The organism is Rhizobium esperanzae (genome assembly GCF_014197615.1).
Taxonomy (GTDB): domain Bacteria; phylum Pseudomonadota; class Alphaproteobacteria; order Rhizobiales; family Rhizobiaceae; genus Rhizobium; species Rhizobium esperanzae_A.
Map to the genome: position 1 here is coordinate 45,161 of NZ_JACIFY010000022.1, position 14,614 is coordinate 59,774.

The 14,614-nt window shown below is 61.3% G+C and carries 17 protein-coding genes; 11 read left to right on the forward strand and 6 right to left on the reverse strand.

Features of this window, described 5'->3' with window-relative positions:
- Positions 1-57: 57 nt before the first annotated feature.
- Both GGD57_RS24880 and GGD57_RS24885 read right to left on the reverse strand, forming a co-directional pair.
- Positions 58-702, reverse strand: coding sequence for an NrsF family protein (locus tag GGD57_RS24880; RefSeq protein WP_184472879.1), 645 nt, complete (start codon positions 700-702; stop codon positions 58-60).
- The gene (locus tag GGD57_RS24885) at positions 699-1,247 is read right to left on the reverse strand and encodes a sigma-70 family RNA polymerase sigma factor (protein ID WP_184472880.1); all 549 of its coding nucleotides are present in this window, start codon (positions 1,245-1,247) and stop codon (positions 699-701) included. Before GGD57_RS24885 ends, GGD57_RS24880 begins: the two co-directional genes overlap by 4 nt.
- Before the next feature lie 186 nt (positions 1,248-1,433).
- Here GGD57_RS24885 and GGD57_RS24890 point away from each other — a divergent pair, with 186 nt between their 5' ends.
- From GGD57_RS24890 to GGD57_RS24940, 11 genes are all read left to right on the forward strand, one after another.
- The gene (locus GGD57_RS24890; RefSeq protein ID WP_184472881.1) at positions 1,434-1,682 is read left to right on the forward strand and encodes a pentapeptide MXKDX repeat protein; all 249 of its coding nucleotides are present in this window, start codon (positions 1,434-1,436) and stop codon (positions 1,680-1,682) included.
- Between the two features lie 88 nt (positions 1,683-1,770).
- Positions 1,771-2,613: a cytochrome b/b6 domain-containing protein gene (locus GGD57_RS24895; RefSeq protein ID WP_184472882.1), complete on the forward strand. Its 843-nt coding sequence runs from the start codon at positions 1,771-1,773 to the stop codon at positions 2,611-2,613.
- Complete coding sequence (locus GGD57_RS24900; RefSeq protein ID WP_184472883.1) at positions 2,610-3,386, forward strand: molybdopterin-binding protein; 777 nt, start codon at positions 2,610-2,612, stop codon at positions 3,384-3,386. Before GGD57_RS24895 ends, GGD57_RS24900 begins: the two co-directional genes overlap by 4 nt.
- A gap of 171 nt (positions 3,387-3,557) precedes the next feature.
- Positions 3,558-4,316 (forward strand): FadR/GntR family transcriptional regulator, encoded by a 759-nt coding sequence (locus GGD57_RS24905; protein WP_184472884.1) that lies wholly within the window; start codon positions 3,558-3,560, stop codon positions 4,314-4,316.
- Positions 4,317-4,339: 23 nt separating this feature from the next.
- Positions 4,340-5,314, forward strand: a complete 975-nt coding sequence (locus GGD57_RS24910) for a sialic acid TRAP transporter substrate-binding protein SiaP (RefSeq protein WP_184472885.1) — start codon at positions 4,340-4,342, stop codon at positions 5,312-5,314.
- Positions 5,315-5,591: 277 nt separating this feature from the next.
- Positions 5,592-6,164 carry a TRAP transporter small permease gene (locus tag GGD57_RS24915; RefSeq protein WP_184472886.1) on the forward strand — a complete coding sequence of 191 codons (573 nt, stop codon included), beginning with the start codon at positions 5,592-5,594 and terminating at the stop codon, positions 6,162-6,164.
- Positions 6,165-6,168: 4 nt separating this feature from the next.
- Positions 6,169-7,575, forward strand: a complete 1,407-nt coding sequence (locus GGD57_RS24920) for a TRAP transporter large permease (protein WP_184472887.1) — start codon at positions 6,169-6,171, stop codon at positions 7,573-7,575.
- Positions 7,576-7,585: 10 nt separating this feature from the next.
- Complete coding sequence (locus GGD57_RS24925; protein ID WP_184472888.1) at positions 7,586-8,620, forward strand: L-idonate 5-dehydrogenase; 1,035 nt, start codon at positions 7,586-7,588, stop codon at positions 8,618-8,620.
- A gap of 189 nt (positions 8,621-8,809) precedes the next feature.
- Complete coding sequence (locus GGD57_RS24930) at positions 8,810-9,502, forward strand: GntR family transcriptional regulator (protein WP_184472889.1); 693 nt, start codon at positions 8,810-8,812, stop codon at positions 9,500-9,502.
- A 133-nt stretch (positions 9,503-9,635) separates the two neighbouring features.
- On the forward strand, positions 9,636-10,523 hold the full coding sequence (locus GGD57_RS24935) for a dihydrodipicolinate synthase family protein (RefSeq protein WP_184472890.1): 888 nt from the start codon (positions 9,636-9,638) through the stop codon (positions 10,521-10,523).
- A gap of 1 nt (position 10,524) precedes the next feature.
- Entirely contained in the window at positions 10,525-11,871 is a 1,347-nt protein-coding gene (locus GGD57_RS24940; RefSeq protein ID WP_184472891.1) for an FAD-dependent oxidoreductase, read from the forward strand.
- Positions 11,872-12,019: 148 nt separating this feature from the next.
- On the opposite strand, the gene GGD57_RS24945 is transcribed toward GGD57_RS24940, so the two are convergent.
- The 4 genes from GGD57_RS24945 to GGD57_RS24960 all read right to left on the reverse strand — a co-directional run bounded on the left by GGD57_RS24945 (position 12,020) and on the right by GGD57_RS24960 (position 14,527).
- The gene (locus GGD57_RS24945; protein ID WP_184472938.1) at positions 12,020-12,421 is read right to left on the reverse strand and encodes a hypothetical protein; all 402 of its coding nucleotides are present in this window, start codon (positions 12,419-12,421) and stop codon (positions 12,020-12,022) included.
- A 70-nt stretch (positions 12,422-12,491) separates the two neighbouring features.
- Positions 12,492-13,319, reverse strand: coding sequence for a hypothetical protein (locus tag GGD57_RS24950; protein WP_246713732.1), 828 nt, complete (start codon positions 13,317-13,319; stop codon positions 12,492-12,494).
- Positions 13,320-13,331: 12 nt separating this feature from the next.
- Positions 13,332-14,003 (reverse strand): hypothetical protein, encoded by a 672-nt coding sequence (locus tag GGD57_RS24955; protein ID WP_184472892.1) that lies wholly within the window; start codon positions 14,001-14,003, stop codon positions 13,332-13,334.
- 179 nt (positions 14,004-14,182) lie between these two features.
- A complete protein-coding gene (locus GGD57_RS24960; RefSeq protein WP_184472893.1) occupies positions 14,183-14,527 on the reverse strand; it encodes a helix-turn-helix domain-containing protein in 345 nt (114 codons plus the stop codon).
- Positions 14,528-14,614 lie beyond the last annotated feature (87 nt).

The following is a 14,614-nucleotide window of genomic DNA, read 5'->3' on the forward strand; positions in this document are numbered from 1 at the left end:
GAGGCCAGCGCCCATATCGATCTCTGTGGATCGCGAATTGTCTCGCCGGAGAAGGATCTACCAGCGGAGCAGGCGAGGACCAGTGAAGACTCCAAACGCGCCGGTCAGCAGGATGCCGAGGGAATACCATATCAGCACAAAGGGCATGCCGTTTTCGGTGCAGAACCACGAATAGACCCAAGCGCCCGCTGCTCCCGCGGCAATGCCGGCGACGAAGCCGGTGAGCCTCAGATCCGAAGGTGCTGCGCGACGCAGCGCCCAGACCACGCCGGCATAGACCGGCAATGCGAAGCCGATGATCAGCAGCGGGCAATGGAGCGCCGAGGAGCCGAGGATCAGGACTCGGAAAGACCCCGCGGGAGCCATTATGAGCTGGATGGCTGCGACTCCAGTCATCGCGGCAAAGATCGTGAGAAGCAAACCGAAAAAGCGTCCTTCGGAACCGTCGGGGCGGGAAAGCCGAACGACGGCGAGGAGAGCCGTGACGGCAATCAGGGCATTATAGGCCGATTTGATCCAGAAGACCGGCAGCATCAGCACACCAGGCATATCGACCCTGAGGCCGAGTATGGCCAGCATCAGCAGCAGCGAGAACCCGAGGGCAGGCAACAGACCAAGCGCAAAGCGACGGCACAGCGCATTGCGCGGGACCGGCTTCAGGTCGCTGACCAGGCTTTCGATGATGTCGTCCGTCTTGCTCACGATGCGCCTCGCAATCTCTCTCCGAGCGCCTTCAGCGCCCGGTGGATGCCGACTTTCACCGCCGATTCGGACTGGCCGGTGCGGGTTGCGGTGTCGGCGACCGATCGGCCTTCGAGTTTTACCTGTCGGATCAGTTCCTGCTGTCTCGGTGGCAAGCCGTCGAGTAGCCGCTCGACATCCATGCGGGCCGTCAGCGTGTCCTCGCTGAAGTCGCTTTCGATTTCCTCGCCAAGCTCGATCTCGGCCAGCTTGCGTCCGCCGTGGCCACGGTGATGGTCGATCAACTTGTAGCGGGCGATCGAGAAAAACCATGCCGTGAAGGGTCTGTTTCGGTCATAGGTGGATCGGCGGGAATGCAGTGCCAGCAATGTCTCCTGGACCAGGTCTTCCATGTCCGCCTTCGTCGCCGCAGCCATCCGGCGGCTGTAATAACCGACAAGCAGCGCCCGCAAAATCGTCAGCAAACGCCGATAGGCGGCCTCGTCCCCGTCAAGGGAAAGAAGCATCAAGGCTTTCAGGGCTTCTTCCGAACGGGCTGTTGTCATGCTGTCGGAGAGTTCATTCGGAAAAGCAGCCAATCGGTTACAGGGAAGATCAAAAACAATATCGGCATCACAGTCCTATCACATGCGCGTGAGGCTGTAACGCATCCCGTCGTTGCCTCGAATGGATTGATGTGAGCCGTCGGCAGACCGCCGGCGGACACGACAATCCCATTCCAGGAGAGTTCCATGACCAAACTTGTTTCCAGCCTTGCAGCCTGCGCCTTCATCGTCGGCCTTTCGCTCGCCGGTGCGGCGTCGGCTGAAGACGCGATGAAGTCCGATACGATGAAGAAGGACACGATGCACAACGACGCAATGTCGAAGGATGCCATGAAGATGGCGGGCACCAAGAAGGACTGCATGCACAAGGCCGGCATGGAAAAGGATGCGATGAAAAAGACCGATATGATGAAGGCTTGCGACGCGATGAAGTAGGCGTTTCAGATCGGCGCGGCCGCTGAAACTTTATCCGCGGCGGCTGCGTCTTCTCTTCTCGAAATGTCCATTCCTCCGGAGAACCATCATGGCGACGATCGATGCCGGAACGAAAACCGGCCGCATGCTTGTCTACCGCCACAGCCTTGCCGTCCGTCTGTCGCATTGGCTGAACGTGCTGTGCCTGACCGTACTGCTGTTCAGCGGCCTGCAGATATTCAATGCGCATCCCGCACTGTATTGGGGCCAGTATGGCGCCGACAACGACCCTTCCTTCATTGCCATGGAGGCTGTCGAAGACGGCAATCGGGTGAAGGGGGTGACGCATGTCGGTTCACTCACCTTCGATACGACAGGTTTCCTCGGCCTGTCGAACGTCGACGGCGAGGCGACGGCGAGGGGTTTTCCGAGCTGGCTCACGGTTCCCAGCTATCAGGACCTGTCGACCGGCAGGCGCTGGCATTTCTTCTTCGCCTGGCTCTTCGTCTTCAACGGCCTCGTTTATTTCTTCTACGGGCTGTTCAGCCGGCATTTCCGCCGGGATCTCGCCCCGGCCGGCAACGAACTCAGGCTCGCCCATCTCGGCCATGAGGTCGTCAACCATATCAGGCTGCGCTTTCCCAAGGGAGCCGAGGCCCGGCATTACAACACGCTGCAGAAGCTGACCTATCTCGTCGTGATCTTCCTGTTGCTGCCGTTGATGATCGCCACGGGGCTGACCATGTCGCCGGGTTTCGATGCCGTGGCGCCCTGGCTGCTCGATCTCTTCGGCGGCCGGCAGTCGGCCCGCACCCTGCATTTCCTCACGGCCTTTTCACTCGTCGCCTTCGTCGTCGTGCATGTCGCCATGGTGATCCTGTCGGGTCTCTTCAACAATTTGCGTTCGATGATCACCGGCTACTACGCCATCGAACGGGGAGACGAACAATGAGCCGCCTGATCACCCGCCGCCGCTTCCTGATCGGCTCGACCCTGACCGCCTCCGCATTGGGACTGAGCGGCTGCGACGCATTGGTCGAAAACGACCGGACGAAATCGGTCCTGAAGATCGCCGAGGGCTTCAGCATGAAGGCGCAGCGCTTTCTGCTCGGTGACGATGCGCTGGCCCGCGAATTCAGCGAGGCCGACCTGTCACCGGTCTTTCGCTCCAACGGCACCAGCATGCCCGATAACCCGCAATATCTCGACTGGATGAGCCGGCAGTTTTCGACCTGGAGGCTTGATGTCGGCGGACTGGTGGAAAAGCCGTCGCAATTCTCGCTGGCGCAGCTGAAGGCGATGCCGTCGCGCACCCAGATCACCCGCCACGACTGCGTCGAAGGCTGGAGCGCGATCGGCAAATGGGCAGGCGTGCCGCTCGGTTCTCTGCTGCAATCGGTCGGATTGAAACCGCAAGCGCGCTACATCGTGTTTCACTGCGCCGATGAATACGAAAAGACGCTGGATAGCAGCGGCTGGTATTATGAGAGCCTTGACTTAGTCGATGCCTTCCATCCCCAGACCATCCTCGCCTATGCGATGAACGGCCGCGACCTGGAGGTGGCGCACGGAGCGCCACTCAGGCTCCGGGTCGAGCGGCAGCTCGGTTACAAGCAGGCGAAATATCTGACCCGCATCGAGGCGGTGGCGGATCTCGGCCAGCTTTACGGCGGCAATGGCGGCTTCTGGGAGGATCGCGGCTATGAATGGTATGCGGGGATATAGCGGCTCTCCTCCCGCCGCAGATCCCACGAAGGATTTCCCATCTCCCGGTCTTTCCCGTTTAACGTTTATGCGGCGGATTGACGCATAACCCTAGCGATGATACCTATGCGCCAATTGGTCAGGCCAGTTGACCAGATGCGTGCTTGAGGAGAAGCCGCCGGGGAGGCCATCATGTTTTCGCCTGTTGAATCACGCCGCCTCTATCGCCAGGTGGCGGACCAGATTCGTTTGATGATCGCGAGCGGTGAGCTTGCCGTCGGCCAGAGACTGCCGGCCGAGCGTGACCTGGCCGAGCAATTGTCCGTTTCGCGTCCGACCGTGCGCGAGGCGCTGATCGTTCTGGAAGTCGAGGGTCTCGTCAATATCCGCATGGGATCCGGCATCTATGTTGTGCGCCAGCACGCAGCCAATGCGCCGGCAAGCGAGCGCGAGCCGGTGGAGGGCCCCTTCGAACTGCTGCAGGCGCGCGCCATCATCGAATGCGCCATTGCCGAGGAGGCCGCAGGCTGCGCCGAGCCGGAAGGCATCGCGCTGCTCGATGACGCGCTGACCCGCATGAGCGGCGGCGTCAACGATGCCGGCGCGGTCATTGCCGCCGACCGCGCCTTCCATACCGGCATTGCCGCCATTGTCGGCAATGCGACGCTGATCCGGGTGACCGGCGAGATGTTCGACATGCGCATGAGCCCCTATTTCGAAAAGCTCGCGAGCCATTTCGAGGGCCCGATGACATGGCGTAGTGCCGTCGACGAGCATCGGGCCATTCGTGATGCGATCGCTGCCGGCGATGCCGCGGGCGCCAAGGCGGCCATGCGCGTCCATCTCACCATGTCGCAGAAAAGATTTTCCGAGAGCTTCGGGGAGGAGTTTTCGGGAGAGGAGGAGCGCGGCCGCAGCAGACGGCCCGCGAAAGGAACGATCAAGACTTAAACATGAGCTCGGAGGAGAGAGCGATGAAGAGCAGACTGGCAACGATATTCTGCGCCGCAGCCGCGATCATGGCGAGTACGGCACTCGCCCAAGCCCAGACCGTGCTGAAATGGGCGCATGTCTATGAAACGTCCGAGCCCTTCCACACGGATTCCGTCTGGGCCGCCGAAGAGATCGCCAAGCGCACCGGCGGGCGCTACAAGATCGAGGTCTATCCGGCCTCGCAGCTCGGCAAGGAAGCAGACATCAACCAGGGTCTCAAGCTCGGCACCGTCGACATCATCATCTCGGGATCGAGCTTTGCGGCGCGCGATTACAAGCCGATCGGTGTCACCTATTTCCCCTATATTTTCCGCGGCCCCGATCACCTGATCGCCTATACCAAGAGCGACGTCTTCAAGCGCCTCGCCAAAGGTTATGAAGACAAGACCGGCAACCACATTGCCGCCGTCAGCTATTACGGCACGCGCCATACGACATCGAACAAGCCGATCGCCAAATGCGCTGACATGCAGGGCTTGAAGATCCGCGTGCCCGACGTTCCGGCCTATCTCGCCATGCCGCGCGCCTGCGGCGCCAACACGACGCCGATCGCCTTTGCCGAAGTCTATCTGGCGCTTCAGAACGGCACCGTCGAGGCGCAGGAGAACCCGCTGACGACGATCGAGGCGAAGAAGTTCTACGAAGTGCAGAAGAACATCATCCTCACCGGCCACATCGTCGATCACTTGAACACAGTGATCTCGAAGACGCGCTGGGCGAGCCTGTCCGACGAGGACAAGAAGATCTTCGGCGAGGTCATGCAGGAGGCGGCCGAGCGCACCAGCAAGACGATCGCCGGCAAGGAAAACAGCCTCGTTGCGACCTTCAAGGAGAAGGGGCTCAACGTCGCCGAGGTTGATAAGGCCGACTTTGAAAAGAATGTGATGGAGAAGGTGAAGTTCGAGGACTTCGGCTACGAGAAAGCCGATTGGGAAGCGATCCGGGCGATTCAGTAAGCGTCCGCTAACAGACGATTGCCCCTCGCCCTCTCCCGGTAAAAACGGGGAGAGGGGACGTGCCAAACGCAACGTCGAGGTGGAGGAAGCCGGCGCGGCATCTCCCTTCTCCTCGCCTGCGGGGGTCCGAAGGACGGGTCGAGACCCGTGGCTCGACCCCGGTGGGTGGCGGCAGCCGGATGAGGGGCAGGCGCCGCCGAACAACGAAGAGATCTGTCGACACATAAGGGCGCCCCCACGCCGCCGCCCTTCTTCCCCAACCGCAACAAGGCCGATCATGTCGCAAGAAATCCACACGCCAATCACGGCCGAAGAAATCGGTCACGAGTTCGAAGGGCACGCGCCGACTGCAAACGTCTCGGACTACGCCGTCGAAGACTGGATCACGCTGGTCGTCTTCTGGCTGATGGCCGGTTGCGTCTTCCTGCAGTTCTTCACGCGCTATGTGCTGAACGACAGCTATGCATGGACCGAGGAGATCGCCATCAACTGCCTGATCGGCGTCGTTTTTCTCGGTTCCGTCATGTGCGTGCGCACGTCGCGGCACATCCAGGTGGATGTGTTCTATCATTATATGCCTGCAGGCCTGGCGCGCGTGCTTGCCACCTTCGTCGATATCGTCCGCATCGTCTTCTTCGCCTATGGCTGTCATCTGATGTGGCGCTATGTCGACATCGTCGCCGACGAGCAGATGGTCACCATCGACCTGCCGCGCAACATCGTCTTCTACGCCGTTCTCGTCGCTTTCGTGCTGATGCTGATCCGCGCGGTCATCGTCTTCACCGCCAATATGCGTCGCGGCTACTCCGTTCTGGAGCGCCCCGAAGAATTCCAGACCGTCGAGGAGTGATCCCATGCTGCTGCTTCTTGGTTCGTTTCTGGTGCTGATGCTGGTGGGCTTGCCCGTTGCCATCTCGATGGCCGTCGCCTCGGTGCTTTACATCGTCCTCTATGGCGTTGCCCCCGACATCATCGTCGCCCAGCGCATGATCGCCGGTGTCGAAAGCTTTCCGCTGCTGGCCGTCCCCTTCTTCATCCTCGCCGGCAATCTGATGAACTCGGCCGGTGTCACCGGCCGCATCTATTCCTTCGCGGTGGCGCTCGTCGGCTGGATGAAGGGCGGGCTGGCGCAGGTCAATATCATCGGCTCCGTCATCTTCTCCGGCATGTCCGGCACCGCGCTTGCCGATGCGGCAGGCATCGGCACGATCGAGATCAAGGCAATGAAGGATCACGGCTATCCGGTCGAGGCGGCGGTCGGCGTGACGGCGGCTTCGGCAACGCTCGGGCCGATCTTTCCGCCGTCGCTGCCTTTCGTCATCTACGGCATGATGGCGAATGTCTCGATCGGCGCTCTTTTCATGGCCGGCATCCTGCCCGGCGTCGTCATGACGCTGCTGATGATGATCACCGTCGCCGCCTTCGCCTATTGGAAACGCTGGGGTTCGGACGCGCCGTTCGATGTCAGGCAGCTGCTGTCGGCGGGAATGGAAATCGTCGTCGTCCTGGCGGTGCCGCTGGCGATCTATCTGCTGATGCAGGCTGGTGTATCGATGAATGCTGCGGCTGGCATTGCCCTTCTCGTGCTTCTCGTTCTCGACTGGTATTTCCGCTTCTCCGCGGTCATGGCGCTGATGACGCCCGTCATTCTGATCGGCGGCATGACGATGGGCTGGTTCACGCCGACCGAGGCCGCCGTCGCAGCCGTTCTCTGGTCGCTGTTCCTGGGGCTGGTGCGCTACCGCACGATGACGCCCTCGACGCTCGCCAAGGCAAGCTTCGATACGATCGAGACGACGGCCTCCGTTCTCTTCATCGTCACGGCGGCATCGGTCTTCGCCTGGTTGTTGACGGTCAGCCAGGCAGCACAGCTGCTGTCCGATGCGATCCTGTCGATCACCGACAACAAATGGGTGTTCCTCATCCTGGTAAACCTGCTGATGTTGTTCGTCGGCTGCTTCCTGGATACGATCGCGGCGATCACCATCCTCGTGCCGATCCTGCTGCCGATCGTCGTCAAGTTCGGGATCGATCCGGTCCAGTTCGGGCTCATCATGACGCTGAACCTGATGATCGGCCTGTTGCATCCGCCGCTCGGCATGGTGCTTTTCGTGCTGTCGCGGGTGGCGAAGCTCTCGGTCGAACGCACCACCATGGCGATCCTGCCTTGGCTGGTGCCGCTCTTCCTGGCGCTGATCCTGATCACCTTCGTGCCCGCCATATCGCTCTGGCTGCCGCAGCAGCTCGGGTTGCTGAGGTAGGAGCGGGGTCATGCAGACACGTCTGGCACGGCTTTACGAAAAGGGCGATCTCAGGGTCGAAACCGCTATGGTCGCGACGCCCGGTCCGGGTGAGGTACTGCTCAAAATGGCAGCCGCAGGGATCTGCGGTTCCGACCTGCATTATTATCAGGATGGCGGCTTCGGGCCGGTCAGGGTTCGCGAACCGATCATCCCGGGCCACGAGGCATCGGGAATTGTCAGCCAGGCCGGAGAGGGTGTTGATCTTGCGACCGGCACGCTGGTGGCGGTCAATCCCAGCCAGCCCTGCGGGCGTTGCGAATATTGCCGGCGGGACATGCCGATTCATTGCCTGGAAATGCGTTTCATGGGCAGTGCGATGCGCCTGCCGCATGAACAGGGCATGTTCCGGGAGTGGCTGGTGGTGCCGGCCAGGCAGTGCTTTGCGGCAGGAGCAGCAACGACGGCTGCGGAAGCGGCCTGCAGCGAGCCGCTCTCCGTCTGTCTGCACGCTGCATCACGCGCAGGAGATTTTGCCGGCAAACGTGTCCTCGTTACCGGGGCCGGCCCGATCGGGGCCTTGATGGTTGCCGTTGCCCGTTATCACGGCGCAAGCGAAATCGTCGTGACCGATCTTGCGGACGCGGCGCTGGACCGAGCCAAAGCGATGGGTGCCGATCGCACGATCAATGTTTCCCGGGATGGCGCAGCACTTGCGGAGTTCGAGGCGGGAAAAGGGTATTTCGATCTCGTCTTTGAATGCTCGGCCGCCGTCCCGGCGATCCGCGGCGCGATCGCCGCCATCAGGCCGCGCGGCACGATCGTGCAGGTCGGCGTCACAGGCGAGATCCCGATCCCTCTCAACGCCATTGTCGGCAAGGAACTCCACATTCACGGAACGCAGCGCTTCCATGAGGAATTCGCCATCGCCGTGGAGCTGATTTCCAGCCGCAGGATCGACGTGCGTCCGATCATCAGCCACAGCCTGCCGCTCGAACAGGCCGACGCGGCTTTCATTCTCGCGGGCGACCGCGCTGCCGCCTGCAAGGTGCAGCTTATCTTTTAAGCCATGCAAATCAGGTGAGTTCGGCGGAAGGTCGGCGAGCCATTCGCAGGCCGGGTTGCCGCACCATGCCGGCGACTTTGCACGCTTCCCCCACAACTTAAGGCTCGACGGGACAGGTTCTAACTCCAAAGGAGTATTGACGCCTATCTTATGTCTACATATTGTCTTCTAAAAGTAGGAGGCAATGAGATGGATGCCGAGACCAACCCTGACCGCAAAGGCAATCTTGGCCTTATGCTCCGCAGGCGCATCTTGACGATGGAACTGCCGCCGGGGGCGGTGCTGGATGAAGTGGCGTTGAGTGAAGAGTTCGGCCTGTCCCGTCCGCCGGTTCGCGAGCTGATGCGCCAGATGGCCGGCGAAGGCTATATCGAGCTGGAAGCCAACCGCGCTGCGCGCGTGAGTTCGATGAGCTACCAGTCGCTTCGCGACTTCTTTCTTCTTGCGCCGATGATCTACATCACCGCCAACAAGCTGGCTGCCGAGAACGGAACGCGTGGGCAGCTCGACGTGCTCAAGCAGATTCAGCAATCGTTTCGGCAGGCGGTCGACAATTGCGATGTCGAGGGTCGCGTCTTCTACAACGACCAGTTCCACCGCCAGATCGGCGAGATGGCGCACAATGTCTATCTGGTTCCGAGCCTGCGGCGGCTGCAGATCGACCATGCGCGCATCGGCAAGGTTTTCTACACGCACCCGAATACGCCTCGCATGCAGGAAGAGCTCGAGCTCGCCGCGCAACAACATGACGAGATGATCGAGGCCATCGGGAAACGGGACCCCGACGCAGCCGGAGAGCTGGCGCGGATTCACATCGAACTCTCACGACGAAACATGGCCATGTACGCGGCCCCCGAGGGCCTGGAGACGCCGACCCTTTAGGGCCGGTGTTTTGAAGAAACATCGGATCGCAGCCGCAAAGATCAGCGAGCGAACTTTCGAACAAACAGGAATACATCAGGCTGAAGCCCTTGGAATTCCACCCTGGGCAGCCTAACGCGGGACTAGAGAAAGAATGTCTGACTTCCCATTTCAAGGCCTGAACCTTGCCATCACCACGCCGTTCGACGCTGCCGGACGCATCGATTACGACAGGCTCGAACAGAATGTCGAGCGCTACCTTGCCGCAGGCGTCAGGAGTTTTCTGTTCAGCTCCGGCACCGGTATGCACGTCTACCTTTCCAGGCAAGAATCCGAGGAACTGATCCGGCGCGGAGCGCGGATGGTCAACGGGCGGGCGAAGGTGATCGCCCAGACGTCCGCCCTGCTTGTCGAGGACGTCGTCGAGCGCACCAGCCGCGCGCGCGATGCCGGCGCCGATGGTGTCATGGTTCTTCCGCCCTTCTTCGAAGGGCCGACCGACGACCAGGGCATCGTCGATTTCTACAGCGAGGTTGCCAAGGCAGGCCTTCCGGTCATCGGCTACAACGTCCCGCAGGCAGTCGGCGTCGCCGTCACGCCCGACCTTCTCGAACAGCTGAACCAAATCCCCGGCTTCTGCGCCGTCAAGGACAGCAGCGGCGATCTTGCAAAGCAGGCAGCCCTTATCCGCACCGGCCGCTTCGTCATGAACGGCGCCGACCCGCTGGTTCCCTATGCGCTCTATGCCGGATGCGACGGTCTGATCTGGGGTGGGGCGAACTTCGCTCCGAAGACCTGCGTCGCCCTCGTCGAGGCCGCTGCCGAGCGCAAGTGGGATGAGGTACGCGCGCTCTGGAAGATGCTGGAGCCGTCGATGGGACTGATCTGGGAAGGCGATTACGTGCAGTCCGTCTACGCTGCCGCCGATCTCATCGGCTACGGTGCGGGCGTTCCGCGCAAGCCGCTGCGCGCGCTCGCCCCGGAAAAGCTTCCCGTCCTGCGCCGTTCCCTCGAAGCGCTCATGGAGCGGGAGGCGATCTAACGTGGCCCAGACCGCAAAGAACGTCTTCGTCGCATCCAGGCTTCCGAAACGCGCAGGCGTGTCGGGTTGGGTGGCCACACTTCAGCCGCGCACGCCGCGGCCCGCGCTGAACGGGCCGGTCATTGCGGATGTCGCCATCATCGGCGGCGGTTTCGCGGGCCTTTCCGCGGCGCGGCGCCTATCACGCCTCGACCCGGCCGCCAAGGTCGCCGTGCTGGAAGCGGGTGTTGTCGGCGAGGGGCCTGCGGGCGCCAATTCCGGCTTCATCATCGACCTGCCGCACGAGGTTTCCTCCGACGATTTCAGCGGAGAGTCGGAAGCCAAGTTTAGGCAGTCCGTGTTCATACAGCGCTCCGCCATTGCTCTGGCGAGGGAGATGGCGGCGGAAAACGGCTGGGGCAAGGAGGTGTTCGATCCCTGCGGCCGATACAGCGTCGCCATCAGCTCGGAAGGTGACAAGCACCTCGAGGATTATGCGGCACAGCTGACGAAAATGGGCGAAGACCATCGGCTCCTTGACGTCAGGGAGATCCAGGCGGTGACCGGATCGCCGGCCTATACCTCCGGTCTGTTCATGCCCGGCACGGTCATCGTGCAGCCCGCAGCCTATATACGCGGGGTTGCCGACTGCCTGAAGGAGCCGGTCGCCCTTTACGAGCGGACGCCAGCGCTCTCGTTCGAGCGCCTCGGTACGGGCTGGCTTGTCAAGACGCCGCAAGGCTCCGTGCAGGCGGCAAAGATCATCATGGCGAATAACGGACATGCGGAGAGCTTCGGCTTCTTCCGTGGACGGCTGCTCCATGTCTTTACCTACGCTTCCCTCACCGAGGCGTTCGACCCTTCGCGCCTCGGCGGAGAGCGAAAATGGGCCGCCACCCCAGCCTTGCCGATGGGAACAACCGTCCGCCGCATCACCACGGGTGGCGGCGACCGAATCCTGGTGCGCTCTCGCTACAGCTACAATCCGAGCATTGCTGTCGGCGATGGCGCGGTCCGGCGGGCCGGTCATCTGCACGACGGCAAGTTCTCCAAACGTTTTCCCAGACTTGGCGGTGTCGCGATGCAGTATCGCTGGGCCGGCGCGATGGCGCTCACACGCAATCATGTCCCGGCATTCGGCGAGATCGAGCACAGCGTCTTTTCGGCATGCGGCTGCAACGGCCTTGGCGCGTCGAATTCGACGGCGGCGGGGATCGCAGCGGCGGAACTGGCGCTCGGACACGATTCCGAACTCGGCCGCATCTACGCCCGTCTGGCTGCCCCGACGGTTTTGCCGCCGCAGCCCTTCACGACGATCGGAGCCAAAACCCATCTCGCCTATCGCGAGTGGCGCGCAGGATCCGAGTGACGCGGAGCATTCTCCGATCTGCGCGTCGTCGGCGTCGTCGAGGCGCCGCACACGATCCGAGGCAGCCCGGACGCCACCATTTCCCCTCCCGCCTTAAACCTTCGGCACGAGGGAGAGCGGACATGTTTTGCGGGAGGAGTTTCGCCTCTTACTGGCAGGGAGTCAGGCCGCCCGGATTGCGAATGGCGGCAAAACCGACGCCGTCGATCGTGTTGTCGTTGCGGGCAATGAAGCAATAATCGTCACTGGCATGAGGGGCTGCGACGACGCAGGAGTTGGATCCGGCAGGAATGACATAGGTGTCCAGATTGTTGATCGCAAATATGGAAGCGGTTCCGTTCGGATGAGGCGCCGGCTGTTTGGTGAACAGGATCGCATCCTGTGGCGGCGCGACGGCGATCGGTTGATGGTTCCGGCAATCGGGCGAAAAGGCGAGCTGCGCGGCGGCGGGCAACGCGGTTGCCATGAGAGAGAGGGTGGCAATGGCGAGCGCGGCGAACTTACCGCGGCAGACTGTTTGGCCGGCGAATTTCGAGATATTCCGTAGCATGGCTGTTCTCCTTTTGGTTCAAGCGTTTGATGGTCTGCTCGATCGTCGGTGATGAATGGAATTTCTGGATCTATGGTCCTCCCGTCGCCGAAAACGTTCCGTCGGCGTTGTAAGTCACGGTGTAGGTCCCGTAGCCGGTGGAGAAATCGCAGCGGGCGGCGTTGGTCTCGTCATAGGGCACGACCGTTCCTGCGGGCTGGTAACTCGTCTTCACGAAAAAGATTTGCTGCGGGATGCAGTTCATGACGGCATTGGGGACAGGGGCGACGAAGCTCGACAGGATGATTGCCTGGTCGTTGTTCAAGGCGGCGACGCCGCAATAAAGCTCCGGAGCCGGTAAGGGCGTATAGGTGGGCACGTTCATGGCAAAGGCGCCGACCGGAACCCCGGATTGGTAAGCGGGCGCGGAAAGCCCCAGCGGATCGAGCGTCAAGCTCGTGCAATTGTTCGGCTCGCCGCTGGCTGTAGTGAGTGTAATCGCGCGAGCCGCCGTGGTGCTGGTGACGATCGATCGCGTGGTGGCATCGAGCGCGATGAGCGCAATAAGCTGCGAGGAAGGCGCCGATTGCATCGTGCTGAGGGCGCCTGCGTAGATCTGTCTGTCCAGACCGAAATTGATCTGGGCTCCCGAATTTCCGTAATTGCCGACGCTTTGGGAGCCAAGGCTGCTGCTGAAAACCGAGGGGCTGACCAAAGAAGGGAAAGCGGCCTGCTTCTGGAAGAGATAAAAATATTGCGTTGTCTGCGACAGGTTCCGAACGATAATCTGGTAGGACGAACTGGTCATGGCGTACGACACTCCCGTCTGAGATCCGGCATATCGGTTGCCTGGGCGGGCGGCGGTGATCGCGTGGATGGCGGCGCATGCGGGCGAAGAGTGACGTTTCTCCACCCGCATGCCAGATGAGGCTTACTGGAGCTGCGTGCTCCAGGTGCCGTTCGCATTCAAGGTGATGTTGCAGACCGTGTAGCCGCCGGTGAAATCGGCGAGCGCCGCGTTCACGCTCGATTGCGTGAAATTCATGACGGTGCCCGGCGTATAGGCTCCGGTCTGGACATAATATTTCAGGATCGGCTGGCAATCGGTGTTGCTGGCCGGGTTTGCCTGCACGAAGTTGGAGAGCACGATGCCGCCATTGACGGCGACCGCCGAGCCGACATTGAAATAGGGGGGCGAGTTGAAGACCGGCGTGGTGATGCGGAAGGCGCCGGGCTGCACGCCTTCGCCGTAAGTCGGGGCCGAAAGACCGAGCGGATTGATGGTCGCCGTCGTCCAGTCGTTCGGGTTGCCGCTGCCGCCTGAACTCGGAGCGAGATCGATGGCGCGGCTGGCTGACGCGTAGCCGGAAGAAGCACCGATCTGTGGCGGCGTGTTCGCTTGCTGGATACCGGCATAATATTGCAGGTTAACCTGGAAGGTCAGGATCGAGCCTGTGCCGTCGTAATTGCCGAGCGACTGCGAGAAAAGGCTGTTCGAATAGACTTGCCCGCCACCGGTATAAACGGCGGGCTGCTGAAAGAAATAGAAGCCTTGTGTCTGAGCTTCGAAATTTTTCACATTGATGGTCAGCAAAGTAGACATGGTTACGACCCTTCTCGGTTGAGAGTGAAACAAGGGTTTCGGCGGCGGCGAGGGCAGGCGGATAAGCCACTCGGCCGATTGATGAAACCCTGACTAGAAAGATCGCCTATTCGCTATCATGTAGCAACTTAAACGTGTTGAGCGCAGATTGAAAAATCTGCGCAAATTTGCGCTTGGCGTTACAGACGCTCCGGCGGGATGGATTCGACCAGCCCGATGAGGTTGGACCGGGCTGCCGCAGGCCGGTCGCGCAGTGCCTGAACCAATTGCAATTCCGTAGGGGAGACCGTGTCGCTCCGATGCCAGTCCATGGTCCCTCGTCCGAGCAGCAGCCAGTCGAGGGAGACATCCAGGAGGTGCGCCAGCGCGCAAGCGCTTTCGAGCGAGGTATGGCCGCCATTCTGCCAGCGGGAGACGGCGGCGACCGATACATTCAGTTCGGCCGCGAGCGCGTGAACTTTTCGAAACTTGCCGCGGGATATCGCCTCGCGAATGCGTTTGCCGCGTGCCAGGTCGTGCGTCATTGGAATCCTCCCCATGTTCTCTTGAATTTGGCGACCACGGAGAGCGTTCGGCCGATCAATATCAGAAGTCGCTTATGAAAATGAAGG

Excerpts from the sequence above, each read along its gene's own strand:
- GGD57_RS24955 (WP_184472892.1), bottom strand. The coding sequence starts at position 14,003 with ATGTCTACTTTGCTGACCATCAATGTGAAAAATTTCGAAGCTCAGACA.
- GGD57_RS24915 (WP_184472886.1), top strand. The coding sequence starts at position 5,592 with ATGTCGCAAGAAATCCACACGCCAATCACGGCCGAAGAAATCGGTCAC.
- GGD57_RS24900 (WP_184472883.1), top strand. The coding sequence starts at position 2,610 with ATGAGCCGCCTGATCACCCGCCGCCGCTTCCTGATCGGCTCGACCCTG.
- GGD57_RS24960 (WP_184472893.1), bottom strand. The coding sequence starts at position 14,527 with ATGACGCACGACCTGGCACGCGGCAAACGCATTCGCGAGGCGATATCC.
- GGD57_RS24910 (WP_184472885.1), top strand. The coding sequence starts at position 4,340 with ATGAAGAGCAGACTGGCAACGATATTCTGCGCCGCAGCCGCGATCATG.
- GGD57_RS24945 (WP_184472938.1), bottom strand. The coding sequence starts at position 12,421 with ATGCTACGGAATATCTCGAAATTCGCCGGCCAAACAGTCTGCCGCGGT.
- GGD57_RS24920 (WP_184472887.1), top strand. The coding sequence starts at position 6,169 with ATGCTGCTGCTTCTTGGTTCGTTTCTGGTGCTGATGCTGGTGGGCTTG.
- GGD57_RS24890 (WP_184472881.1), top strand. The coding sequence starts at position 1,434 with ATGACCAAACTTGTTTCCAGCCTTGCAGCCTGCGCCTTCATCGTCGGC.
- GGD57_RS24930 (WP_184472889.1), top strand. The coding sequence starts at position 8,810 with ATGGATGCCGAGACCAACCCTGACCGCAAAGGCAATCTTGGCCTTATG.
- GGD57_RS24950 (WP_246713732.1), bottom strand. The coding sequence starts at position 13,319 with ATGCGGGTGGAGAAACGTCACTCTTCGCCCGCATGCGCCGCCATCCAC.
- GGD57_RS24905 (WP_184472884.1), top strand. The coding sequence starts at position 3,558 with ATGTTTTCGCCTGTTGAATCACGCCGCCTCTATCGCCAGGTGGCGGAC.
- GGD57_RS24885 (WP_184472880.1), bottom strand. The coding sequence starts at position 1,247 with ATGACAACAGCCCGTTCGGAAGAAGCCCTGAAAGCCTTGATGCTTCTT.
- GGD57_RS24925 (WP_184472888.1), top strand. The coding sequence starts at position 7,586 with ATGCAGACACGTCTGGCACGGCTTTACGAAAAGGGCGATCTCAGGGTC.
- GGD57_RS24935 (WP_184472890.1), top strand. The coding sequence starts at position 9,636 with ATGTCTGACTTCCCATTTCAAGGCCTGAACCTTGCCATCACCACGCCG.
- GGD57_RS24895 (WP_184472882.1), top strand. The coding sequence starts at position 1,771 with ATGGCGACGATCGATGCCGGAACGAAAACCGGCCGCATGCTTGTCTAC.